Source organism: Ensifer sp. ENS07 (assembly GCF_014852185.1).
Lineage (GTDB): Bacteria > Pseudomonadota > Alphaproteobacteria > Rhizobiales > Rhizobiaceae > Ensifer > Ensifer adhaerens.
Genome location: NZ_JACVBE010000017.1, coordinates 32,078 through 53,188, shown reverse-complemented (window position 1 = coordinate 53,188; position 21,111 = coordinate 32,078). Strand labels below are relative to the sequence as shown.

Genomic DNA, 21,111 nt, shown 5'->3' with positions numbered 1-21,111 from the left:
GATCCCGGGCCTTGCGGCAGACCTGCCAAGCCCTTGTTCTTGGCCGATGTTTGACAGGGCGGGGCAATAGTGGCAGCAGATCAGAGCGGGGTGAGGAAAAGTGTGCGCGGTTTTCCGCCCGCACCCCGCTCTGCTTATGAAGATCGATCACGATACTTTTGGATCGACAGGATCCAAAAGTATCGTGATCGGGGGGGATGGAGAACAGCGATGGCACGCAGGGGCGAGGCGAACAACAGGCTTGACGATGCTGCCCGGGCAGGCTGGCTATACTATGTCGCTGGCCGCACCCAGGATGAGATCGCCACCGTCATGGGAATCTCGCGCCAGTCGGCGCAGCGGTTGGTTTCGCTCGCCATGTCCGAGCGGCTGATCAAGGTTCGGCTCGACCATCCGATTGCCGCCTGCCTCGAGGCGGCCGCAGGTCTTCGCGACAAATACGGACTGAAACATGTGGAGGTGGTGCCGAGCGATCCCGGTTCGACCTCGACGACCGTTGGCATCGCGGAAGCCGGGGCCGCCGAGATCGAGCGCTGGCTGAAATCGTCCGAGCCGCAGGTGCTGGCGATCGGTACCGGGCGCACGCTGAAAGCGGCGGTCGATCAGTTGCCGCCGATGGAATGTCCGCAGCACCGCATCGTGTCGCTCACGGGCAATATCGGCCTTGATGGTTCGGCCGCCTATTACAACGTCATCTTCAGCATGGCCGATGCGGTCAAGGCCCGGCATTTTCCGATGCCGCTGCCGGTGCTCGCCGCTTCGGCCGAGGAGCGGGAGGTGCTGCACAGCCAGAGCCTGGTGCAGGTGGCTCTGAAGCTAGGCGCCGAAGCCAATGTCGCCTTCGTCGGCGTCGGCGAGCTCGGCCCGGACGCGCCGCTCTGCCAGGACGGGTTCCTCGCCCAGGACGAGATGGCCGGTCTGACCAAGGCGGGTGCCGCGGGCGAGATCTGTGGCTGGATGTTCGATCATGATGGCGCGTTGCTCTCGGGCAGCTTCAACGAGCGCGTCGCCTCCGTTCCCTTGCCGCCGCGCGACCGGGCGTCTGTCATCGGACTTGCCAAGGGGCAGCGCAAGTATGAGGCGCTGCGGGCGGCCGTAAAGGGCGGCATTATCAACGGCCTTATCACCGATGAGGCGACGGCGAGCTATCTGCTCAACGCATGATCGTTATGCGAAACGATTGAAAAGGCCGGCCCCAGCGCCGGCCTTTCGCATTTGCGAAACGAAAAAATCGGCAATCAAAACAATCTTCTAATGTTTCTGTGTGCGCCGCAGCAACGAATGCGCATTGACAATTCGTCATGAGAAGTGAGTAATTGCCCATGAGCGAGGCAAATGCTCAATTTCTTCTGGGAGGAAGTCGATGAACTTGAGAACTTTCCTGCTGGGCACGTGCTCGGCAGTCGCACTGTCGGGTCTGGCCCAAGCAGAAACCCTGACGATCGCGACCGTGAACAACGGCGACATGATCCGGATGCAGAAGCTGACGGAAGATTTCACGTCCAAGAATCCGGACATTCAGCTCGAGTGGGTAACGCTTGAGGAAAACGTGCTGCGCCAGCGCGTGACGACCGATATCGCCACCAAGGGCGGCCAGTACGACATCATGACGATCGGCACCTATGAAGTGCCGATCTGGGCGAAGCAGGGCTGGCTGCTGCCGCTCGACAATCTCGGCGCCGACTACGATGTCGACGACCTCTTGCCGGCGATCCGCTCCGGCCTCACCATCGACGGCAAGCTCTATGCGGCACCTTTCTACGGCGAAAGCTCGATGGTGATGTACCGCAAGGACCTGTTCGAGAAGGCCGGTCTGACCATGCCCGACGCGCCGACCTGGGACTTCATCGCCGACGCGGCACGTAAGATCACAGACAAGAACGCCGAAGTCTACGGCATCTGCCTGCGCGGCAAGGCCGGCTGGGGCGAGAACATGGCCTTCCTGACGGCGACCGCGAACGCCTTTGGCGCCCGCTGGTTCGACGAGAACTGGAAGCCGCAGTTCGACCAGCCCGAATGGAAGAACGCGCTCGACTTCTACGTCAAGCTGATGAACGACGCCGGACCGCCCGGCGCATCCTCCAACGGCTTCAACGAGAACCTGTCGCTGTTCCAGACCGGCAAGTGCGGCATGTGGATCGACGCGACCGTGGCCGCTTCCTTCGTCACCAACCCGAAGGAATCGACCGTTGCCGATAAGGTCGGCTTCGCGCTCGCGCCGGACACCGGCCTCGGCAAACGCGGCAACTGGCTCTGGGCCTGGAACCTTGCGATCCCCGCGGGCTCACAGAAGGTCGCCTCGGCCGAGAAGTTCATCTCCTGGGCAACCGGCAAGGACTATCTGAAGCTCGTGGCAGACAAGGAAGGCTGGGCGAACGTTCCTCCGGGCACGCGCACCTCGCTCTACGCCAACCCCGAGTACCAGAAGGCAGCACCCTTCGCGAAGATGACGCTCGACTCGATCAACGCGGCCGACCCGAAGAACCCGGCGGTCAAGCCGGTTCCCTATGTCGGCGTGCAGTTCGTGGCGATCCCGGAATTCCAGGGTCTCGGCACGGCGGTCGGCCAGCAGTTCTCGGCGGCTCTTGCCGGCCAGATGAGCGTCGACGACGCGCTTGCCAGCGCCCAGAAGCTGACCGAACGCGAAATGACCAAGGCCGGTTACATCAAGTAAGGCTCCCAAGGGCCCGGGGTGCTGGCCGCAAATGGCTGGCACCCCGGTAAATCCCGAAGGTAGCCGCAGGGCTCGCGCGGAAAAACGCGCCGCCCGACCCGATCTCGAAACAGCGTTGAATTCCGTCATTTGGGGGGACGCCATGGCGACCTTGCACACCCGCTCCGCCGCGCGTCTGATGATTGCGCCTTCGGTGCTTCTGCTTCTGGCCTGGATGATCGTTCCGCTGGCCATGACGATCTACTTCTCGTTCCTGCGCTACAATCTTCTGATGCCGGGGATGGAGGAGTTCGCGGGCTTTTCCAACTACAGCTACTTCCTGACCGATCCCGCTTTCTTCCAGGCGCTCTTCAACACGCTGGCGATCGTGCTCGGCGTGTTGTTCATCACTGTCATCGGCGGCATCGCGCTGGCGCTTCTGCTGGACCAGCCGATGTTCGGGCAGGGGATCGTGCGCATTCTGGTCATCGCGCCGTTCCTGATCATGCCGACGGTCGCGGCACTCGTCTGGAAGAACATGTTCATGAACCCGGTCAATGGGCTCTTTGCCTGGATCGCCAAGCTCTTCGGGCTGCAGCCTTTCGACTTTCTCGCCAATGCGCCCCTGATGTCGGTGATCCTGATCGTCGCCTGGCAGTGGCTGCCGTTCGCGACACTGATCCTTCTGACCGCGCTGCAATCGCTCGACGAGGAGCAGAAGGAAGCCGCGCAGATGGACGGCGCCGGCGCCTTGAGCCGCTTCATCTACCTGGTGTTGCCGCATCTTTCTCGCGCGATTACCGTCGTCATCCTCATTCAGACGATCTTCCTGCTCTCGGTCTTTGCCGAAATTCTGGTCACCACCAATGGCGGCCCGGGCACGCAGAGCACCAACCTGACTTTCCTCGTCTATGCGCAGGCCCTGCTGCAGTTCGACGTGGGCGGTGCTTCGGCCGGCGGCATCATCGCGGTCATCCTCGCCAACATCGTCGCATTCTTCCTGATGCGCATGATCGGCAAGACGCTGGAGGCTTGAGAACCATGGCACGCAACGTCTCCACCCAAAGAAAGATCGTCGTGACCGTTGTCGCCTGGACGATCGGCATCCTCATCTTCTTCCCGATCCTCTGGACGTTCCTGACGAGCTTCAAGACCGAGGCCGAGGCGATCGCATCGCCGCCGTCGCTGTTCTTCTTCGACTGGACGACGGAGAACTATCACGAGGTGCAAAGCCGCTCGAACTACTTCCTGCACTTCATGAACTCGGTCGTCGTCTCCTTCGGCTCGACACTGATCGGCCTGATCATCGCCATCCCGTCCGCCTGGGCGATGGCGTTCTCGCCGACCAAGCGCACCAAGGACGTGCTCATGTGGATGCTCTCCACCAAGATGATGCCGTCGGTCGGTGTGCTGGTGCCGATGTATCTGTTGTTCCGCAACACCGGCCTGCTCGACACCCGCACCGGCCTCGTGATCGTGCTGACGCTGATCAACCTGCCGATCATCATCTGGATGCTTTACACCTACTTCAAGGAAATCCCCGGCGAGATCCTGGAGGCCGCGCGCATGGACGGTGCATCGCTCTCCAAGGAGATCATCTATGTGCTGACGCCGATGGCGATCCCGGGCATCGCCTCGACGCTGCTCTTGAACATCATCCTCGCCTGGAACGAGGCGTTCTGGACGCTCAACCTCAGTGCCGCCAAGGCAGCACCGCTGACGGCGTTCATCGCCTCCTATTCGAGCCCTGAAGGCCTGTTCTACGCCAAGCTCTCGGCCGCCTCGACCATGGCGATCGCCCCCATCCTCATACTCGGCTGGTTCTCGCAGAAGCAGCTCGTACGCGGCCTCACCTTCGGCGCGGTCAAATAAGGGATACGACAATGGGAAGCATTACACTCAGCAAGGTTTCGAAGGTCTTCGGCGCCCATGCCGTCATCCCCTCGATCGACCTCGACATCAACAATGGCGAGTTCGTCGTCTTCGTCGGACCGTCCGGTTGCGGGAAGTCGACGCTGCTCCGGCTGATTGCCGGCCTCGAAGACGTCAGTGACGGCGACATCGTCATCGACGGCAAGAACGCCACCGAACTGCCACCGGCACAGCGCGGCCTGTCGATGGTGTTCCAGTCCTATGCGCTCTATCCGCATATGAGCGTGCGTTCCAACATCGCCTTTCCCCTGAAAATGGCGGGCGAGGACAAGGCCGTCATCGACAAGAAGGTGTCGGATGCAGCCCGCGTGTTGAACCTCACCGACTATCTCGACCGCAAGCCGCGTCAGCTTTCGGGCGGCCAGCGCCAGCGCGTCGCGATCGGCCGAGCGATCGTGCGCCAGCCGAAGGCGTTCCTGTTCGACGAGCCGCTGTCGAACCTCGACGCGGCGCTGCGCGTCAACATGCGGCTTGAAATCAGCCAACTGCACCAGGACCTGAAGACGACGATGATCTACGTCACCCACGACCAGGTGGAGGCGATGACCATGGCCGACAAGATCGTGGTGCTCAATCGTGGTCGCATCGAGCAGGTCGGCTCGCCGCTCGACCTCTACCACAAGCCGGACAACCTGTTCGTCGCCGGCTTCATCGGCTCGCCGCGCATGAACATCGTCAGCGGTGCGGCGGCTTCCGCCTATCAGGCGCACACGATGGGCATTCGGCCTGAACATCTGGCGCTTTCGAAGGAAAGCGGAACCTGGCAGGGCACGGTCGGTGTTGCCGAGCATCTCGGTTCCGACACCTTCCTGCACGTCAATGTCGACAATGTCGGCACGGTGACGGCGCGGGTCAGCGGCGATTTCGCCGTGACCCATGGTGACCGGGTCTTCCTGACGCCCGATCCGCAGCGCGTCCACAGGTTCGACGAAAAGGGGCTGGCGGTTCGATGAAGAGGCTCGACGGGAAGAGCGCGCTGATCACCGGATCTGCGCGAGGGATCGGTCGTGCCTTCGCGGAGGCCTATATCCGCGAGGGCGCCACGGTCGCAATCGCCGACATCAACATCGAGCGGGCGCGTGAGACAGCGTCCGAGATCGGCGCCGGCGCCTATGCGGTGGAGATGGACGTGACCCAACAGGCGTCGATCGACGAGGCGATCGCCGCCGTCGTCCGGCAAGCGGGTGGGCTCGACATCCTCGTCAACAATGCCGCGCTCTTCGACCTTGCGCCGATCGTCGAGATCAGCCGTCAGAGCTACGACCGGCTGTTTGCGATCAACGTATCGGGCACGCTGTTCACGATGCAGGCCGCAGCCAGGCAGATGATCGATCAGGGCAGGGGCGGCAAGATCATCAACATGGCAAGCCAGGCAGGCAGGCGCGGCGAGGCGCTGGTCGCCGTCTATTGCGCCACCAAGGCGGCGGTCATCAGTCTCACCCAGTCGGCCGGCCTCGGCCTCATCAAGCACGGCATCAACGTCAACGCGATCGCGCCCGGCGTGGTCGATGGCGAACACTGGGACGGCGTCGATGCGCTGTTTGCCAAATACGAGAACCGCCCGCGCGGCGAAAAGAAGAAGCTCGTTGGCGCCGAGGTGCCCTTCGGCCGGATGGGAACGGCAGAGGACCTGACGGGCATGGCGATCTTCCTCGCGTCAGCCGAGAGCGACTACGTCGTCTCGCAGACCTACAACGTCGATGGCGGCAATTGGATGAGCTGAACCGGCGCCAGTCGGTGAAGCCTCGAAAGGATACGGGATCATGAAGACCAAACTCTCAATTGCCGCCCTCGACACGATCAAGGCCAAAGCCGGCGTGCCTGCCTACGATCGGTCGCAACTGACGGCGGGCATCGTGCATTTCGGCGTCGGCAACTTCCACCGGGCGCACCAGGCCGTCTATCTCGACGATCTCTTCAACGCCGGCCACGACAGGGACTGGGCGATCATCGGTGCAGGCGTCCTTCCCTCCGACGCAACGATGCGGGCCAAGCTCGCGGCGCAGGATTTCCTGACGACCGTCGTCGAGCAGGACAACAACCGCACAGGCGCCCATGTCACAGGCGCAATGATCGACTATCTGGAACCGGGCGACGTCGCCGGGATCGTTGCCAGGCTCGCCGATCCCTCGATCCGCATCGTCTCGCTGACCATCACTGAAGGCGGCTATTTCATCGATCCGGCCTCGGGTGTGTTCAACCCGACCCACCCCGATATCGTTGCCGATGCGCAGAACCCGGCGGCTCCGAAGACGGTGTTCGGGCTGATCGTTGCCGGGCTGAAGGCGCGCCGCGGCAAAAACGTGCCGCCGTTCACCGTGATGTCCTGCGACAACATCCCGGGCAACGGCGAGGTTACCCATGCGGCGGTTTCGGGGCTGGCCCGTCTCCATGATCCCGCCTTTGCCGACTGGATCGACGCCAATGTCGCCTTCCCGAACGGCATGGTCGACCGGATCACGCCGGCAACCGGTGCGCGCGAGATCGGCATCGTCGCCGACGACTACGGCATCGAGGATGCCTGGCCGGTGTTCTGCGAGGAATTCAAGCAGTGGGTGCTCGAAGATCACTTCCCGCTCGGTCGCCCGGCCGTGGAGAAGGTTGGCGTCCAGTTCGTGCCTGACGTGGCGCCCTATGAGCACATGAAGATCCGCATTCTCAATGGCGGCCATGCGGCGATCGCCTATCCCGCCGCCTTGCTCGACATTCATTTTGTCCACGAGGCGATGGAGGAGCCGCTGATCCGCGCCTTCCTTGCCAAGCTGGAGCATGACGAGATCATCCCGGTCATTCCGCCGGTGCCGAACACCGATCTTGGCGACTATTACAAGCTGATCGAGACGCGCTTTTCCAATCCGAAGATCGGCGACACGATCCCGCGGCTGGCCCAGGACGGCTCCAACCGGCAGCCGAAGTTCATCCTGCCTTCGACGGCCGATCGGCTGGCGCGCGGCGAGGATGTCGTCGGGCTGTCGCTCGTTTCAGCGCTCTGGTGCCGATACTTTGCCGGCACGTCGGACAGCGGCAAGACGATCGTCTTCAACGACCAGAGCGCCGACCGGCTGAACAAGGCAGCGCTTGCCGCCAAGGACGATCCCATGGCCTTCCTGGCGCTCGGCGACATCTTCGGCGACGTCGCTCGCTCCGATCTCTTCCGACGTCGTTTCGCCGATGCATTGAAAACCCTCTGGGAAAAGGGTACGCGCGCTACGCTCCAGCTTTATCTGGATGGCAAGCTTGAGGGATAAAATGCGATGGCGGATGCGGCGTCCGGGCTGGTGATCTTCGACTGCGACGGGGTACTCGTCGACAGCGAGCCGATCTCGCTGGAGGTGCTGGTGGACGTGCTCTCGGCCGCCGGCGTCTCGATGACCACCGAGGAGGCGACCGAACGCTTTCTCGGACGCAGCCTCAAGAGCATGTCGGCGATCCTGCACGACGAATACGGGCTTGCCACCGACGATGCGTTTCTCGAAGGCATGCGCCTCCGGCTTTACGACCGTTTCCGCACCGAACTCCAGCCGATCGCCGGCATCCGGGGCGCCGTTGAAGGCCTGAAGGGCGCCTGTTGCGTCGCCTCTTCCAGCCAGCCCGAGCGCATCCGCCTGTCGCTGACCGTCACGGGGCTCATCGACCTCTTCGAGCCCAACATCTTCTCCGCCACCATGGTGAAACACGGCAAGCCGGCACCGGATCTCTTTCTCCACGCGAGCCGCCAGATGGGCTTCGATCCCCACGACTGCGTCGTCGTCGAGGACAGTCCGGCCGGCATCGAAGCGGCGAAGGCGGCGGGCATGCGGGTCTTTGCCTTTGCCGGCGGCAGCCACGCGCGCACCGACAAGCACCGGCAGAGTCTTGCCGCTCTCAGTCCCGACGCGCTGTTTGACGACATGGGCGAATTGCTACAGTTTGTCGGCCGATAGCAGCAGGGACGAAACGGGAGCGGGACGAGGAACATGTGTGCGGTTTTCCGCCCGCACGTCCGCTCTCCTTCATGACAATCGATCGCGGTTGTGATTGGGTCGGGCAGATCCTAAATCATCGTGATCTTGGGGGCGGGGACTTTCTTTGATGCGTGAATTCGTCGTTGCGGTCGATGTCGGTACCGGCAGTGCGCGCGCCGGTATTTTTGACGGCAAGGGCAGGTTGCTTGCGCGTGCCGACCTGCCGATCGCCATGAACCGGCCGGAAGAAAACCACGCGGAGCACGATTCCGAAGATATCTGGCGCGCCGTCTGCGGCGCCGTCAAAGCGGCGAAGGAAAAGGCCGGGATCGCTGCGGAGGATATTGGAGCGATCGGCTTCGATGCCACCTGCTCGCTGGTGGTGCGCGACCGCGAGGGCAAGCCGCTTTCGGTCAATCGCAAGGGTGAGGCGCGCTGGGACACGATCGTCTGGCTCGATCACCGGGCGCTCGCCGAGGCGGATTTTTGCACGGCGACCGGCCATCCGGTGCTCGACTTCTCCGGCCGCGTGATGTCGCCGGAAATGGAAATGCCAAAGCTCATGTGGCTGAAGCGCAATCTGCCGCAGCAATGGCAGAAGGCTGGCTTCTTCTTCGATCTTGCCGACTATCTTTCCTGGCGGGCGAGCGGCAGTGCTGCGCGTTCGCGCTGCACGCTGACGGCCAAGTGGAATTACCTGGCGCATGAGAAGCGCGGCTGGCAGCCGGACTATCTCGCAAAGATCGGGCTCGAGGATCTCATTGAGCGCGGCGGGCTGCCGGAAGAGACCCTGCCGATCGGAAGCTCTGTCGGCCGTCTGAACGCTGCGGCCGCCGCCGAGCTTGGCCTCGACGAGGCCTGCCAGGTAGCTCCCGGCATGATCGATGCCTATGCCGGCGCGCTCGGAGTCGTCGGCGGCTTCATCGGCAAGCCGGAGAAGCTCGAAAAACAGCTGGCCCTGATTGCCGGCACGTCGAGCTGCATCGTCGCCTTTTCCAAGGACATGAAGCCGGGTTTCGGCATGTGGGGCCCCTATTACGAGGCGGTGCTGCCCGGCGCCTGGCTGATCGAGGGCGGGCAATCGGCGACCGGCGCGCTGCTCGACCATATCGTGCGGCTCCATGGCGGCGGTCTCGAACCGACCGCTGAAACCCATGGCCGGATCATCGCCCGGGTGCAGGAACTGCGCGCCGAGCAGGGCGCGGCCTTTGCCGATCGCCTGCATGTCTTGCCGGATTTCCACGGCAACCGCTCGCCGCTCGCCGATCCGCATGGCCTCGGCGTCATCAGCGGCCTGCCGCTTGATTCCTCCTTCGACGCGCTCTGCCGGCTCTACTGGCGCACCTGCGTCGCGATCGCGCTCGGCATCCGCCATATCCTGGAGATGATGCGCGAGGTCGGCTACCAACTCGACACACTACACGTCACCGGTGGCCACGTGCGCAATGCGCTGCTCATGGAACTCTATTGTGACGTTACCGGCTGCCGGGTTGTGGCGCCGGAAGCGCCGGATGCCGTCCTGCTCGGAACGGCAATGGCGGCAGCGGTTGCCGGCGGCATGCACGCGGATCTCGCCGCGGCCGGCGCCGAAATGGCGTCAGGTGGGCACGAGCGCCTGCCGAACACGGCGGTTCGCGACGCCTATGATCGCGACTATCGCCGCTTCCTGGCGCTCTATCGCCACCGTGACGAGCTCGACAAGATGGCGTGACGGCTGCTGCCGAAAAGGTTGTTGCGGGGTCATGGAACCTTTTTCCGTGTCGCGCATTCTGTTGTTGACCGGACGGTGGCGCGCATAGCCCCCAATGCGGCGCCGGAGGCAGACCGCCGGCCTACAACTCACACTCCCCGAGTGAGTTGCACATACCAGCCAGTGCCTTCCCTCGGCACTGGCTGTTGTGTTTTCACGGGGCTTCCTTTGCGAGAAACCTAGCCAAGTGTGGTGGTACGCGCAGATTGGCAGAAGCCGCCGGTGAATGCGCAGGTCCAGTGACGAAATTGCTGATGTCAGCTCAGAGAGTGCTCGTCGGGACGTTCCGGCAATCTTGCCAAACAACCCCCGAAACGACCTGCAGCGGCCTACGCGCCGTAAGACGCGGGCCGCTGCAAGATCTGGATCGGCGCATGCCCCCTCGACTGCTTACAGTCGAGGGAAACATGCAGTCGCGCTCAGGCCGCCGCCTTGGTGGATTCGTTGAAGAACAAAGCCTGGCTGATCAGCGCCTTGACCATGTCCGGGTTGAACGGCTTGGTGACCAGGAAGGTCGGTTCCGGCCGTTCGCCGGTCAGGAGCCGCTCCGGGAAGGCGGTGATGAAGATCACCGGAATGGCGCTCGTCTTCAGGATGTCGTTGACCGCGTCGATGCCGGAGCTGCCATCGGCAAGCTGGATATCGGCAAGCACCATGCTCGGCCGTGTCTTCTTGTAGAGCGCGATCGCTTCGTCGCGCGTGCGGGCGATCCCGGTGACGCGATGGCCAAGGCTCTCGACCATCTGCTCGATATCGATGGCGATCAGCGGTTCGTCCTCGATGATCATGATATCGGTCGCGACCTGGCGCGAGATTTCCTGCGAGGCGCGATCGAGCAGGCCACCGACCTTGTCGATGCTGACATCGAGAACTTCGGCCGCTTCCTCCGGCCGGAAGCCTTCGACCGAGACCAGAAGGAATGCCTGGCGGGCAAGCGGCGAGACGGTTGCGAGATTGATCGACGCGCGCTGCTCCCAGGCAAACGGAGAAACTGGTTCAGGCACGAGCACGGACGAGGAGCCGAAGAGCGAGGTGAACAGGCGGAACAGGCCAACGCGATCATTGCTTGCTTCGGGGAAAATCGACGTGTCGGCGATCAGCGCTTCGAGAACGGCGGCAACATAGGCGTCGCCTGATGTCTGCGAGCCGGTTAGCGCGCGTGAGTAGCGGCGCAGATACGGCAGGAGCGGTGCGATCCGCGTGGACAAAGTCATAGAGGAACTCCCTCGAAAATCGTTTTACGGTGACGTTGCGAGAACGCTCCGCGTAAAAAAAGGTTCCGCGAGGGAACATTTCAATTTTCAACAGCGTTATGGCGGCTATGGACAGTTTTGGCGATTTCGACACTTGAAGGCGACAGTTTGAAAATGAAACATAAAACAGGGGCAGGGCGGACCACCGGCACGACCTTATGGACAGAAGATCCAAATGCGCAAATTGCAGCGAAGCTGAAGGCGCTCTATCAGTCCGTGCAGGAAGAGGCGATACCCGCGCGTTTTCTCGATCTTCTGGAAAAACTCGACGCGGCCGAGCAGCAATCGGCGCTGCAGGGCAGGGAGTAAGTACCGGAATGTCATCCGAAAAGAATGATTTCAAGCGTGAGATGCTGGCCGCGTTGCCGAGTCTGCGTGCCTTCGCCATGTCGCTGATCGGACGTCACGACCGTGCCGACGACCTGGTTCAGGACACGATCATGAAGGCCTGGGCGAAGCAGGACCACTTCGAGATGGGCACCAACATGAAGGCCTGGCTCTTCACCATCCTGCGCAACGAACTCTACAGCCAGATGCGCAAGCGCGGACGCGAAGTTCAGGACAGCGACGGACATTTCACCGAGTCTCTCGCCCATCATCCTGAACAATACGGCTCGCTGGACCTGCAGGATTTCCGCAAGGCGCTGGAGATGTTGCCGCCCGACCAGCGTGAAGCGATCATCCTCGTGGGCGCTTCCGGCTTTTCCTACGAGGAAGCGGCCACGATCTGCGGCTGCGCGCTCGGAACGATCAAGAGCCGTGTCAACCGGGCGCGCCAGCGCTTGCAGGACATTCTTCAGGTAAAGGGCGAAAACGACTACGGCCCCGACGAGACGTCGGCCCCGATCACGTCGCGCGCCTTTGTTTCCTGAGGAAAGTTTCGAGCCGGACACCGTTGCAAAATCGGCGGTGTCCTGCTTTCACTGACGCCTGTGCCCGAGGGGCAGGCGGGTGGTGGAGGCAGAGCGCAATCATGACGATTTTGGGTCGATATGCCCAGAACCGAGCGAGATGCGGGTGCAGCCTGCAAGGGCTCCCCAAGCCGCTCAGATTGGGAATTGAGACCGAATGCGCATGAGGACTGAAAGGACAGACCCGCCCGTCATGACGCTGCTCGACGCGCCTGAACGTCTGAGCGTCTTGCACGCGACCGTGCCCGACATGGCGGTGCCGGATCGGGACTTCGACGGCATCGTTGAAATTGCGGCCGGCCTCTTCGACGCGCCGATTGCGCTGGTGACCTTGATCGACCGCGAATGGCAATGGTTCAAGGCGGCCGTCGGAACCACGGAGAGCCGGGCGTCGTCGGAGGAGTCCTTCTGCGTGCAGGTGGCGGCCGAAGCCGACGCCAGTCTCGTCGTGCTCGACGCATCGACTGATCCACGGTTCATGCGACGTTCGCGGGTCGTAGGGCCGCCGTTCCTGCGATTTTATGCCGGCGCGCCGATCATGCTCGACGGGCAGGCCGTCGGCACGGTCTGCGTTCTCGACGACAAGCCGCGCGCCGACGTGCCACAGGCGCTGATGGACCAGCTGAGCCGGCTCGCCGGGCTGGCCGCTTCCCTCTTCAAGATCAAGGACGAAGCGCGCCGGCGCGCGCTGAAAGAGGCGGCACTATCACGCGAGGAGCAGCGCCACGCAATGGCGCTCGAAGCAGCGAACATCGGCAGTTGGTTGTGGGATATCCGCTCCGGGGTCATTGCCGGTAACAGCGCGATGAAACGCATGTTCGGACTGCCGGCCGACAGCTTCGTCGGCGCCCGCGAGATCTTCGGAGCGATCCATATCGACGATCGCGGCGCGACTTTTTCCAAGCTACGCCAGGCGATGAAGGCCGACGACGAGTACGACGGCATGTTCCGCGTCGGCGACACCGGCCGCTGGCTGCTCGGGCGCGGCCGTGTGCATGATCGCGACAGCAAGGGCAATCCGTTGACGTTCATCGGCGTCACGATCGATGTCACCGATCAGCAGGCATCGGTGCAGCGCACGCGGCTGTTGCTGAAGGAGCTCAACCACCGGGTCAAGAACACGCTCGCGATGCTGCAGTCGCTCGCCCGTCAGACCTTGCGCCAGACCAGCGATCCGGCGGAATTCATGACCGCCTTTGCCGGGAGATTGCAGGCGATCTCCGAAGCGCACGGCCTGCTTTCCGATCACGAATGGGGCACCATCCGGCTCGCCGACCTCATCGCCAAGCAGCTGCTGCCGCATGTCAACTGCTATGCCGAGCAGATCGAGATCCACAAGGACGAGATATCGCTCGGGCCTGACCAGGCGGTCGGCCTCGGTCTGGTTCTGCACGAGCTTGCCACCAACGCCGTCAAATATGGGTCGCTGTCGGTGCCGAAGGGGAAGGTGGTTCTGACGGCGCGCAACATGATCGAGGATGGCGACAACGTTCTGCATCTCACCTGGACCGAAGTCGGCGGGCCGCCGGTGCGCGAGCCAAAACGGCGCGGCTTCGGCTCGATCCTGATCGAGCGGAGCCTCGACAAGGTCTTGGGCAGCTCGGTCAAGGTGGAATATCTGCCGGCCGGCGTCACGGCGCTGATCCGCCTGCCACTATAAGGCGTCGATCGCAATCGCGGCGGACGAGTCCGTAACTGGTTTGGGACCTTGCTTAAGCGTCAGTCGTCCGTCGCCGCTCGCGCCGTTTGCCAGTTCCCACGAGTGCCCCGATCGCCAGAGCGGTGGCGACCGCAAGCAGCGGCTGTTTGCGCAGGATGCCCGCCGCGGCAAGCAGTGTCAGATTGGTCTGCACTTGTCGGCGGCGGCGACGCTCCTCGGCCAGGCGGCGGTCGCGTCCTTGCAGCATCGCAATGATGCCGAACAGCACCAGCGCGGTCACGAAAAACGCGATCGCGATCGCGGCGGAGGCTGTGACCGGACTGTAAAGTGCGCTGAGATACAGGAACGCGGCTGCGAGGCCGAAGACATAGGCCGTGGCAAGCAGCAATCCTATAATGCCCCATAAGATCGCATTGCGTTTCACGCGCGCAGTGGCCGCGCCGATATCGGCGCTCATGAGCGCGGTCAGGGCTGCCGTCAATGGTCCCATGAATTGCCCCCGATCATCTTCCCCTCGATCTCAGCGGATGGGCGCAACCCATCCGCCTCACCGGCTTGCATCTTCTTCAGCGACGAAGAAGCGCGGCTATGGCCAGACCGATCAGGGCGGCGGCGCCGAGGGTTGCGACAGGATGTTCGCGCACGGCGTGCCGAACCTGCTTTTCCGTGCCGGCGTAGCGATCACGGAGCTCGGCCAGCAGATCTTCACCGCTTGCCAACAGTTCGCTGAGGCCCGCTTCAGCCTGTTCGCGGGCATCCTGTGCCTTGCTGCGCGCCTGCTGCGAAGCCGTCGATCCGCGATCGGCCAAGAGGGCGACAAGCGTCGCCACATCATTGCGCAATTCGCCCAGTTGTTCCTCGATGGAGATGTCGGCGAGCTTGCCGTTGCTTTTTGTCGAACGCGAGCTCGAACCGGAGAAGAGGCCTGACGCCATGACGAATACTCCCTTTCACACATGCGCCGGCCGCGAACGGTCGGCGCTTCCTGATCAAACCGGCGGGCACAACTGCAGGCCTACGCCGGCGCTTCGGGAGAACAACGCGCAAGTGCGGAAATTGTTTCGATAAATCTTGGTGTTGGCTCTCGGAAGAATCCGGACGTGCGCTTGCGTCAGAGCGATGCGGTTTGCGGCAGCACGAAGGGCACCGGCGCTGGCGGAGCCACGCCCACCCGCATGCGGCAGCCGAAGACCGCTTCCATCGTCTCGTCCGTCAGTACCTCGGCCGGCGCGCCGCTGGCGCGGACCTTGCCGGCCTTCATCATCACCATATGGTCGGCGAACATGGCGGTGAGATTGAGGTCGTGCATGACGGCGACCACACCGCCGCCGCGTTCGCAAAAGTTGCGCGCGAGCTGCATGATGCCCAGCTGGTGGCGGATATCGAGGCTGGAGACGGGCTCGTCGAGCAGAAGGTAACGCGGTTGGCCATCGGTAACGGGTTCTGAGATCTGGCAAAGCACGCGGGCAAGCTGCACGCGCTGCTGCTCGCCGCCGGACAGTTCCTGATAGAAACGCCCGGCAAAGCCGCCGAGATCGACCGCTTCGAGCGCTTCTGCCGCGATCCGGTCGTGCAGGGCGGCGTCGGCGTTTGCGCCGGCGGCAAGCCCGAGCCGAACCACTTCTCGCACCGTGAACGGGAAGGAGATGACGGTCGATTGCGGCAGCACGCCGCGCATCGACGCGAGTTCCCAGGGCTTCAGGCCGCGCAGGTCGCGGCCGTTGATGCGGATCGTCCCGCCTGCTGGTGCAAGCTCTCCGGAAATGGCCTTCAGCGTCGTGGTCTTGCCGCAGCCGTTCGGGCCGACGATCGCCGTCAGCGCGCCGGGTCGGGCCTCGAGCGAAACGCCATGGATGACCGGTCGCCCGCCGAGGCGGACGGAGAGATTGGAAACGTTGATCATGGCTTCGCTCACAATCCCATGTTCGAACGGCCGCGCAGCAGGATCCAGAGGAAGAACGGTGCGCCGATAAAAGCGGTGACGATGCCGATCGGCAGTTCCGCCGGGGAAACGATGGTGCGGGCGATCATGTCGGCAAGGATCAACAGCGTGCCGCCGAGCAGAGCCGAGGCCGGCAGCAGGTAGCGGTGATCGGGACCGATGACGAGGCGCAGCAGATGCGGCACGACGATGCCGACGAAGCCGATGCCGCCGCTGACGGCAACCGACGCGCCGGTCGCCGCAGCAACGCTGACGATCGCGACGTTCTTCAGCCGCTGGACCGGAATGCCCATGTGGAAGGCTGCCGCCTCGCCGAGCGTGATCGCATTGAGGCCGCGGGCGAGAAAAGGGGTGACGGCGAGCGAAAGCAGAATGATCGGCGCCGAGGCCAGGATCTTCGTCCAGTTGGCGCCGGCAAGTGAGCCGAGGCCCCAGAAGGTGAGGTCGCGCAATTGCTTGTCGTCGGCCATGAAGACGAGCACGCCCGTGACGGCGCCGGTCAGCGCGCCAAGCGCGATGCCGGCCAGAAGCAGGGTGGCGATCGAGGTCTGCCCGCCGCGCGTGGCAATGCGGTAGAGCAAAAGCGTCGTGACGAGGCCGCCGAAGAAGGCAGCGACCGGCAGCGCGTAGAAACCGAACAGGGCAAACAGCGGCCCGAAGGCGGCGGTTCCAAGCACGATCAGCAGCACGGCGCCAAGACTCGCGCCCGAGGAAACGCCGACGAGGCCGGGATCGGCCAGGGGATTGCGGAAGAGCCCCTGCATGACCACGCCGGAAACTGCAAGCGACGCGCCAACGAGCATGCCGAGCACGGCGCGAGGGAGCCGGATATCGAGAATGATGATGCGGTCGCGGATGCTCAGGGCCTGGTCGGCCTCGCCGATCAGCCAGCGCCAGACATTGGCGAGCGACGCGTCGGCCGCGCCGGTCATGATCGAGCCGACGAAGGTGGCGATGGCGATTACCACGAGGGCGACGACGAGAAGCCGGGCCAGCCGCGAGCGGTTGCCCGCACGCCATTCGTTGCGGATGTCGGCGGCCAATCCGGTCAGGCGCATGCCGCGGCCCAATGCCTCACTGCGAGGCATTGGCCTTCTTCCCGTAGATGGCGGCATTCAGTTCGCGAACGGCGCTTGCTGTGCGCGGGCCGAAGCCGAGCAGGTGCAGGCCGTCCATGCGCACCAGCGCCTTGTTCTGGGCAGCAGGGGTCAGGCTCAATGCCGGCATGGCGAAGAGCTCTTCCGCCTTGGCGGCGTGTTCGCCACCGCGATCCATCATCAGGATGACGTCGGGCTTGGCTTCGACGATCGCTTCGTCGGTGAGTGCCTTGTAACCGGGGAAGGTGCCGACGGCGTTCACCGCGCCGGCGAGTTCGATGATGCCGTTGGCGGCGGTACCCTGACCGGAGGCCATGACCTTGCCGCCCTGGGTGCTCAGGATGAACAGCACGCGCTTGCGCTCACTGTCGGCGCGCGCGGCACCCTCCGCCACGGCTGCATCGAGGTCGGCTTCGACGCTCTTGGCGAGCGTTTCAGCCTTGTCCTCGACGCCGAGAAAAGCGCCAACGGCGCGGATCTTGGCGGGAATGCCGGCCTTGTCGAAGGTCTCGGGCACGCTGGTGAAGGCGATGTTGGCCTCCTTCAGCACCGCCAGCGCCTCCGGCGGGCCGCTGCCTTCGACAGCGACGATGGCGCTCGGATTGACCGCAATGATGCCTTCGGGCGCGAGCTGGCGCATATAGCCGACATCCGGAAGCGTCTTTGCTGCTTCCGGATAGGTGCTGGTGGAATCACGCCCGACGAGACGGCCTTCTTCGCCGAGCGCATAGATGATCTCGGTGACGGCGCCGCCGACCGAAACGACGCGCGAGACGTCGGCCTTCTGCGTGTCCTCGGCCATGGCCGTCCGGATGAAGGCGGGGGCATCGGGTGCCACTGCCGGCAGCAGGAAGGTCGCCGAAAGGGCGAAGGCGCCGAGCGCCAGCCCCGAGCGGCGAAGGCGACGGAAGTCGAGACCGTTGATCATCTTGCGTATCCTATTCTCTCGCTCAGGCGGCAACCGTCGTATCGAGGCGCGGCAGGCCTTCGGCGATCGAGCGCCATTCGGGACGTTCCGCAAGGCCCTCTTTGCGCTTGCCGAAGAACTGGATGATCATTTCGCCCTTGGCGTCGAGCGCCTCGATCGAGGTGACATGGCCGTCGGCTGTCGGCTTGCGCACGGCCCAGAGCTCGGCAATGTGGTCGGTGCGCAGATGCAGGTGGAAGGTCGGATCCATGACGTTGAGCCAGGGGCCCATCGTGGCGATCTTGGCGATCGGGCCGGAATGGATCTGGATCATGCCGCGGTTGCCGACGAAGCACATGATCGGCAGTTCGACTTCGGCGCTTGCCTGCATCATCGCTTCGACGCTCTGCGGGTCGAGCTGCCAGGCGAAATCGTCGCCGATGTTGCTCAGCGCCTGGCGGCGGCCGATCTTCAGCTTGCGCAACATGCCGTGGAACTGATGGGTGTCCGTCATCTTCGTCCAGCGCTCACGCAGCTCGACGACGTCCACGACGGTTTCCGGCTTGTCGTCGGTCGGCTGAACGCTGGTGTCGGCGACAAACTCTTGCGTCTGATCGTCGAGGCGGAAATCCGCGACGAGCTTTTCATAGGCCGCGTCGTTCGATGCGGCGCGCAGATGTACCTTGTGCACGGCGTTGCCCCACTTGTCGAAGAACTGCAGGCTCTTGCGGACTTCGCCCTTGTCGTCCGTCTTCGTCACGGCGAAGGCGTGTGCCCAGGCGCTCGGGAAAACACGAAGGTCGATCTGTTCGCCAAGCACGATGCTCGCCATCTCGCCGGTGGTGATCTTCTCGTAGACGCCGATCTTTTCGTGGACGGCGCTTTCGTTGCGGGTCAGCGCCATGACTTCACCGAGCTCTTCGACCCGCGACAGGAAGCGGTTGGCGTCGGCATCGATGCGCACGGCGGTCAGCCCACATTCGGCAGCGACCAGCGCGGCTTCGGAAACGCCGAGCTGGGCTGCGATATCACGCTCGCGCAACTTCGGGTTTTCGGCGCGGTAGGCGCGGATTTCAACGGGAGTGGGGCGAAGGCTCTCGGTCATTTTCATCTGCCTATTTGTTCAGGATCAGCTTGCCTTGGCGGGTGATCTTCATGCGGTAGATCGCGCCGTCGTGGGAAATGAGAATCTCGTTTTCGGTGCCGAAGAGCTCGCGACTTTCGATGATCCGTTGCGCCCGTCCGGTCAGCACCGGAGGCTCCGAGGGGCGTGCGAGATTGTTGTCGTTGGTCACTGTGTTTCGGCCGTTTCGAGTGGGCAGGCCGCGCTGATTTCCCCGCATTTCCCGCCGTGCAATTCGATTACTATCTTGACTTCATTACTCATATTTATTTATGGACGCAATACCGGACTTATAAACTCAAGTTAGTTGCTGCCGGCTTGTGGACAAGGGCGTGCGGCCGGCGTTCGGTGGTGTGCTCGATCCTTTGGAGTGGTGTCGTCATGAAGTTTCCCAGCCTTCCGATTGTTTCCGTTGCTCTTGCGGCTCTCGTTGCCGCAACCGCTGCCAAGGCGCAGGAGACCGCAGCGGCTGGGGGGCTGACGATCGAGCTCAACGAGGTGGCGCCGTCCCAGAAGGGCTGCAAGCTCACCTTCGTTGCCGGCAACGAATTCGCGCAGTCGTTGAGCAAGGTTTCCTTCGAGTTCGTCATTTTCGACCAGAAGGGGCTGGTCGAACGCATGGCCGTGCTCGATTTCCGCGACCTTCCCGCCGGCAAGACCAAGGTTCGCCAGTTCGATCTGCCCGGCACCAACTGCGATGCGGTGAAGAGCCTGCTGATCAACGACGCGCCGGCCTGTGTCGGCGACGGGGTTCAGCCGGGCGCCTGCATGAGCGGGATCAAGACCGGCTCTAAGTCGGCGGTCGAACTCAAGGGGTGAGCGGGACTGGGGCTTAGCGCGTCCGGCTATCCGAGCATGAGGTTTGCGTCGCCCTGGTGCGACGAAGGTAAGGCTGAAATGAAGCGTATCGTCATCTGGAGCGGGGCCGCCGTCTTATCGCTTGCAACACACGGCGTCGTGCTCGCGACGCTGTTTGGTAGCAACCCGCCCGAGACGCAACTGGATCTGATCCAGGGTGGCGAAAGCGTCGAAGTGGCGCTTCTCGGCGATGCATTCGAGGAAACGCTTCAGTCGGGTGAAGTGTCCGAAATCGTCGAGCCCACGGAAGATCTGCCCGAGGAGGTTCAGCCCGCCGAGATCCAGCCGGTCGAGGATGTTGCCCCCACGCAGGAGATCGCTGCAGAGCAACCCCACGACCTGACGGCGACGGAGGCAGACGTGATCTTGCCGGCGGAGGAAATGCCTACCCTGCAAGTCGCCGAGGCTGTGGTGACGGCGAGCGTCGCGCCGGTCGAGACTGTCGTGCCGGAAGAAAAGCCCGAGGAGCCGAAGAAGGAAAAGGTCGAAAAGCCGGAGCCGAAGAAGGAGCCGGTGAAAAAGAAGAAGGTCACCCGCAAGAAGGCGGGCGATCAGGGCGAGCAGGCGCAAAATCAGGTCAAGGGCAAGCAGGACGGCCAGGAGAATGGCAGTTCGTCCGCTGCGAATGGCAACAGCCGCGCGTCCGAGGTCGGCAACGCCAACATGGAGAATTATGGCGGCAAGATCCGCAAGCGGATCACACGCCGGTTCAAGGTTCCGTCGGCTGCAAGACGCGACGGCGTATCCGGCACGGCGACCGTTCGTTTCACCTTGACGTCGAATGGAAACCTGACGCGTGTCAGCCTCGCGGGCAGTTCCGGCTCGCCGGCGATCGACGAGGCCGCCATTGATGCGGTTCGCCGCGCTGCGCCATTCCCGGCGTTTCCGGCCGGAGCGCCAAGCTCCGAATCCTTCATCGTGCCGATGGTTGCGACCGTCCGCTGACCTTCTCCCCTTGCTGGGGGATTCGCGCAGAAGCTGCAAGAAAAAATATGATTAGAAAACTCATGTTTATACTTTACTCTGTTTATCAAGTTTAATAGGTTGCCCTCGTCACGCAGCCGAAGGGTGTGTGTCGAGA

Annotated in this window: 22 protein-coding genes; 14 read left to right on the top strand and 8 right to left on the bottom strand. The window is 63.2% G+C overall.

Annotated features, from left to right (window positions below; genetic code table 11):
- The first annotated feature begins 210 nt into the window (after positions 1 to 210).
- From IB277_RS33000 to IB277_RS32960, 9 genes are all read left to right on the top strand, one after another.
- A complete protein-coding gene (locus IB277_RS33000) occupies positions 211 to 1,164 on the top strand; it encodes a sugar-binding transcriptional regulator (RefSeq protein WP_060518905.1) in 954 nt (317 codons plus the stop codon).
- Positions 1,165 to 1,363: 199 nt separating this feature from the next.
- Positions 1,364 to 2,674 (top strand): sugar ABC transporter substrate-binding protein, encoded by a 1,311-nt coding sequence (locus IB277_RS32995; RefSeq protein ID WP_060582418.1) that lies wholly within the window; start codon positions 1,364 to 1,366, stop codon positions 2,672 to 2,674.
- Positions 2,675 to 2,816: 142 nt separating this feature from the next.
- Positions 2,817 to 3,689 carry a carbohydrate ABC transporter permease gene (locus IB277_RS32990; protein ID WP_060518902.1) on the top strand — a complete coding sequence of 291 codons (873 nt, stop codon included), beginning with the start codon at positions 2,817 to 2,819 and terminating at the stop codon, positions 3,687 to 3,689.
- Between the two features lie 5 nt (positions 3,690 to 3,694).
- Complete coding sequence (locus tag IB277_RS32985; protein ID WP_034794097.1) at positions 3,695 to 4,525, top strand: carbohydrate ABC transporter permease; 831 nt, start codon at positions 3,695 to 3,697, stop codon at positions 4,523 to 4,525.
- A gap of 11 nt (positions 4,526 to 4,536) precedes the next feature.
- Positions 4,537 to 5,538, top strand: coding sequence for an ABC transporter ATP-binding protein (locus tag IB277_RS32980; protein ID WP_034794095.1), 1,002 nt, complete (start codon positions 4,537 to 4,539; stop codon positions 5,536 to 5,538).
- Positions 5,535 to 6,308 carry an L-iditol 2-dehydrogenase gene (locus tag IB277_RS32975; RefSeq protein ID WP_034794082.1) on the top strand — a complete coding sequence of 258 codons (774 nt, stop codon included), beginning with the start codon at positions 5,535 to 5,537 and terminating at the stop codon, positions 6,306 to 6,308. The genes IB277_RS32980 and IB277_RS32975 overlap by 4 nt, the downstream gene beginning before the upstream one ends.
- Before the next feature lie 40 nt (positions 6,309 to 6,348).
- A complete protein-coding gene (locus IB277_RS32970) occupies positions 6,349 to 7,833 on the top strand; it encodes a mannitol dehydrogenase family protein (protein WP_192372766.1) in 1,485 nt (494 codons plus the stop codon).
- A gap of 6 nt (positions 7,834 to 7,839) precedes the next feature.
- A complete protein-coding gene (locus IB277_RS32965; RefSeq protein ID WP_060518898.1) occupies positions 7,840 to 8,508 on the top strand; it encodes an HAD family phosphatase in 669 nt (222 codons plus the stop codon).
- A gap of 148 nt (positions 8,509 to 8,656) precedes the next feature.
- The gene (locus tag IB277_RS32960) at positions 8,657 to 10,240 is read left to right on the top strand and encodes an FGGY-family carbohydrate kinase (RefSeq protein ID WP_110819514.1); all 1,584 of its coding nucleotides are present in this window, start codon (positions 8,657 to 8,659) and stop codon (positions 10,238 to 10,240) included.
- A 458-nt stretch (positions 10,241 to 10,698) separates the two neighbouring features.
- Here IB277_RS32960 and IB277_RS32955 read toward each other — a convergent pair whose 3' ends face one another.
- Positions 10,699 to 11,493 carry a response regulator gene (locus IB277_RS32955; RefSeq protein WP_034794073.1) on the bottom strand — a complete coding sequence of 265 codons (795 nt, stop codon included), beginning with the start codon at positions 11,491 to 11,493 and terminating at the stop codon, positions 10,699 to 10,701.
- A gap of 153 nt (positions 11,494 to 11,646) precedes the next feature.
- Between IB277_RS32955 and IB277_RS32950 the strand changes: the two genes are divergently transcribed.
- The 3 genes from IB277_RS32950 to IB277_RS32940 all read left to right on the top strand — a co-directional run bounded on the left by IB277_RS32950 (position 11,647) and on the right by IB277_RS32940 (position 14,103).
- The gene (locus IB277_RS32950; protein ID WP_034794063.1) at positions 11,647 to 11,841 is read left to right on the top strand and encodes a NepR family anti-sigma factor; all 195 of its coding nucleotides are present in this window, start codon (positions 11,647 to 11,649) and stop codon (positions 11,839 to 11,841) included.
- 8 nt (positions 11,842 to 11,849) lie between these two features.
- Positions 11,850 to 12,404 carry an RNA polymerase sigma factor gene (locus IB277_RS32945; protein WP_034794051.1) on the top strand — a complete coding sequence of 185 codons (555 nt, stop codon included), beginning with the start codon at positions 11,850 to 11,852 and terminating at the stop codon, positions 12,402 to 12,404.
- A gap of 196 nt (positions 12,405 to 12,600) precedes the next feature.
- Positions 12,601 to 14,103 carry a sensor histidine kinase gene (locus tag IB277_RS32940; RefSeq protein ID WP_034794041.1) on the top strand — a complete coding sequence of 501 codons (1,503 nt, stop codon included), beginning with the start codon at positions 12,601 to 12,603 and terminating at the stop codon, positions 14,101 to 14,103.
- A gap of 52 nt (positions 14,104 to 14,155) precedes the next feature.
- On the opposite strand, the gene IB277_RS32935 is transcribed toward IB277_RS32940, so the two are convergent.
- From IB277_RS32935 to hemP, 7 genes are all read right to left on the bottom strand, one after another.
- Complete coding sequence (locus IB277_RS32935) at positions 14,156 to 14,560, bottom strand: hypothetical protein (protein ID WP_371813738.1); 405 nt, start codon at positions 14,558 to 14,560, stop codon at positions 14,156 to 14,158.
- Positions 14,561 to 14,669: 109 nt separating this feature from the next.
- A complete protein-coding gene (locus IB277_RS32930; protein ID WP_034794036.1) occupies positions 14,670 to 15,038 on the bottom strand; it encodes a DUF883 family protein in 369 nt (122 codons plus the stop codon).
- A 176-nt stretch (positions 15,039 to 15,214) separates the two neighbouring features.
- Complete coding sequence (locus IB277_RS32925) at positions 15,215 to 16,006, bottom strand: heme ABC transporter ATP-binding protein (protein ID WP_034794256.1); 792 nt, start codon at positions 16,004 to 16,006, stop codon at positions 15,215 to 15,217.
- A gap of 8 nt (positions 16,007 to 16,014) precedes the next feature.
- On the bottom strand, positions 16,015 to 17,133 hold the full coding sequence (locus tag IB277_RS32920; protein ID WP_060605132.1) for an iron ABC transporter permease: 1,119 nt from the start codon (positions 17,131 to 17,133) through the stop codon (positions 16,015 to 16,017).
- Positions 17,120 to 18,070 (bottom strand): hemin ABC transporter substrate-binding protein, encoded by a 951-nt coding sequence (locus IB277_RS32915; protein ID WP_113079589.1) that lies wholly within the window; start codon positions 18,068 to 18,070, stop codon positions 17,120 to 17,122. Before IB277_RS32915 ends, IB277_RS32920 begins: the two co-directional genes overlap by 14 nt.
- A gap of 22 nt (positions 18,071 to 18,092) precedes the next feature.
- A complete protein-coding gene (locus IB277_RS32910) occupies positions 18,093 to 19,154 on the bottom strand; it encodes a hemin-degrading factor (protein ID WP_162731805.1) in 1,062 nt (353 codons plus the stop codon).
- 10 nt (positions 19,155 to 19,164) lie between these two features.
- A complete protein-coding gene (gene hemP, locus IB277_RS39030; protein WP_034794249.1) occupies positions 19,165 to 19,302 on the bottom strand; it encodes a hemin uptake protein HemP in 138 nt (45 codons plus the stop codon).
- A 251-nt stretch (positions 19,303 to 19,553) separates the two neighbouring features.
- Here hemP and IB277_RS32900 point away from each other — a divergent pair, with 251 nt between their 5' ends.
- Both IB277_RS32900 and IB277_RS32895 read left to right on the top strand, forming a co-directional pair.
- On the top strand, positions 19,554 to 19,991 hold the full coding sequence (locus tag IB277_RS32900; RefSeq protein ID WP_034794025.1) for a hypothetical protein: 438 nt from the start codon (positions 19,554 to 19,556) through the stop codon (positions 19,989 to 19,991).
- A 78-nt stretch (positions 19,992 to 20,069) separates the two neighbouring features.
- Positions 20,070 to 20,975 (top strand): energy transducer TonB, encoded by a 906-nt coding sequence (locus tag IB277_RS32895; RefSeq protein ID WP_060605125.1) that lies wholly within the window; start codon positions 20,070 to 20,072, stop codon positions 20,973 to 20,975.
- Positions 20,976 to 21,111: the final 136 nt, after the last annotated feature.

Bases quoted from the DNA above. Each gene is read 5' to 3' on its own strand.
- IB277_RS32910 (WP_162731805.1), bottom strand. From the start codon at position 19,154: ATGACCGAGAGCCTTCGCCCCACTCCCGTTGAAATCCGCGCCTACCGC.
- IB277_RS32945 (WP_034794051.1), top strand. From the start codon at position 11,850: ATGTCATCCGAAAAGAATGATTTCAAGCGTGAGATGCTGGCCGCGTTG.
- IB277_RS32915 (WP_113079589.1), bottom strand. From the start codon at position 18,070: ATGATCAACGGTCTCGACTTCCGTCGCCTTCGCCGCTCGGGGCTGGCG.
- IB277_RS32930 (WP_034794036.1), bottom strand. From the start codon at position 15,038: ATGGCGTCAGGCCTCTTCTCCGGTTCGAGCTCGCGTTCGACAAAAAGC.
- IB277_RS32970 (WP_192372766.1), top strand. From the start codon at position 6,349: ATGAAGACCAAACTCTCAATTGCCGCCCTCGACACGATCAAGGCCAAA.
- IB277_RS32950 (WP_034794063.1), top strand. From the start codon at position 11,647: ATGAAACATAAAACAGGGGCAGGGCGGACCACCGGCACGACCTTATGG.
- IB277_RS32900 (WP_034794025.1), top strand. From the start codon at position 19,554: ATGAAGTTTCCCAGCCTTCCGATTGTTTCCGTTGCTCTTGCGGCTCTC.
- IB277_RS32975 (WP_034794082.1), top strand. From the start codon at position 5,535: ATGAAGAGGCTCGACGGGAAGAGCGCGCTGATCACCGGATCTGCGCGA.
- IB277_RS32990 (WP_060518902.1), top strand. From the start codon at position 2,817: ATGGCGACCTTGCACACCCGCTCCGCCGCGCGTCTGATGATTGCGCCT.
- IB277_RS32895 (WP_060605125.1), top strand. From the start codon at position 20,070: ATGAAGCGTATCGTCATCTGGAGCGGGGCCGCCGTCTTATCGCTTGCA.
- IB277_RS32925 (WP_034794256.1), bottom strand. From the start codon at position 16,006: ATGATCAACGTTTCCAATCTCTCCGTCCGCCTCGGCGGGCGACCGGTC.
- IB277_RS32955 (WP_034794073.1), bottom strand. From the start codon at position 11,493: ATGACTTTGTCCACGCGGATCGCACCGCTCCTGCCGTATCTGCGCCGC.
- IB277_RS32960 (WP_110819514.1), top strand. From the start codon at position 8,657: ATGCGTGAATTCGTCGTTGCGGTCGATGTCGGTACCGGCAGTGCGCGC.
- IB277_RS32920 (WP_060605132.1), bottom strand. From the start codon at position 17,133: ATGCCTCGCAGTGAGGCATTGGGCCGCGGCATGCGCCTGACCGGATTG.
- IB277_RS33000 (WP_060518905.1), top strand. From the start codon at position 211: ATGGCACGCAGGGGCGAGGCGAACAACAGGCTTGACGATGCTGCCCGG.
- IB277_RS32965 (WP_060518898.1), top strand. From the start codon at position 7,840: ATGGCGGATGCGGCGTCCGGGCTGGTGATCTTCGACTGCGACGGGGTA.
- IB277_RS32995 (WP_060582418.1), top strand. From the start codon at position 1,364: ATGAACTTGAGAACTTTCCTGCTGGGCACGTGCTCGGCAGTCGCACTG.
- IB277_RS32935 (WP_371813738.1), bottom strand. From the start codon at position 14,560: ATGAGCGCCGATATCGGCGCGGCCACTGCGCGCGTGAAACGCAATGCG.
- IB277_RS32985 (WP_034794097.1), top strand. From the start codon at position 3,695: ATGGCACGCAACGTCTCCACCCAAAGAAAGATCGTCGTGACCGTTGTC.
- IB277_RS32940 (WP_034794041.1), top strand. From the start codon at position 12,601: ATGCGCATGAGGACTGAAAGGACAGACCCGCCCGTCATGACGCTGCTC.
- IB277_RS32980 (WP_034794095.1), top strand. From the start codon at position 4,537: ATGGGAAGCATTACACTCAGCAAGGTTTCGAAGGTCTTCGGCGCCCAT.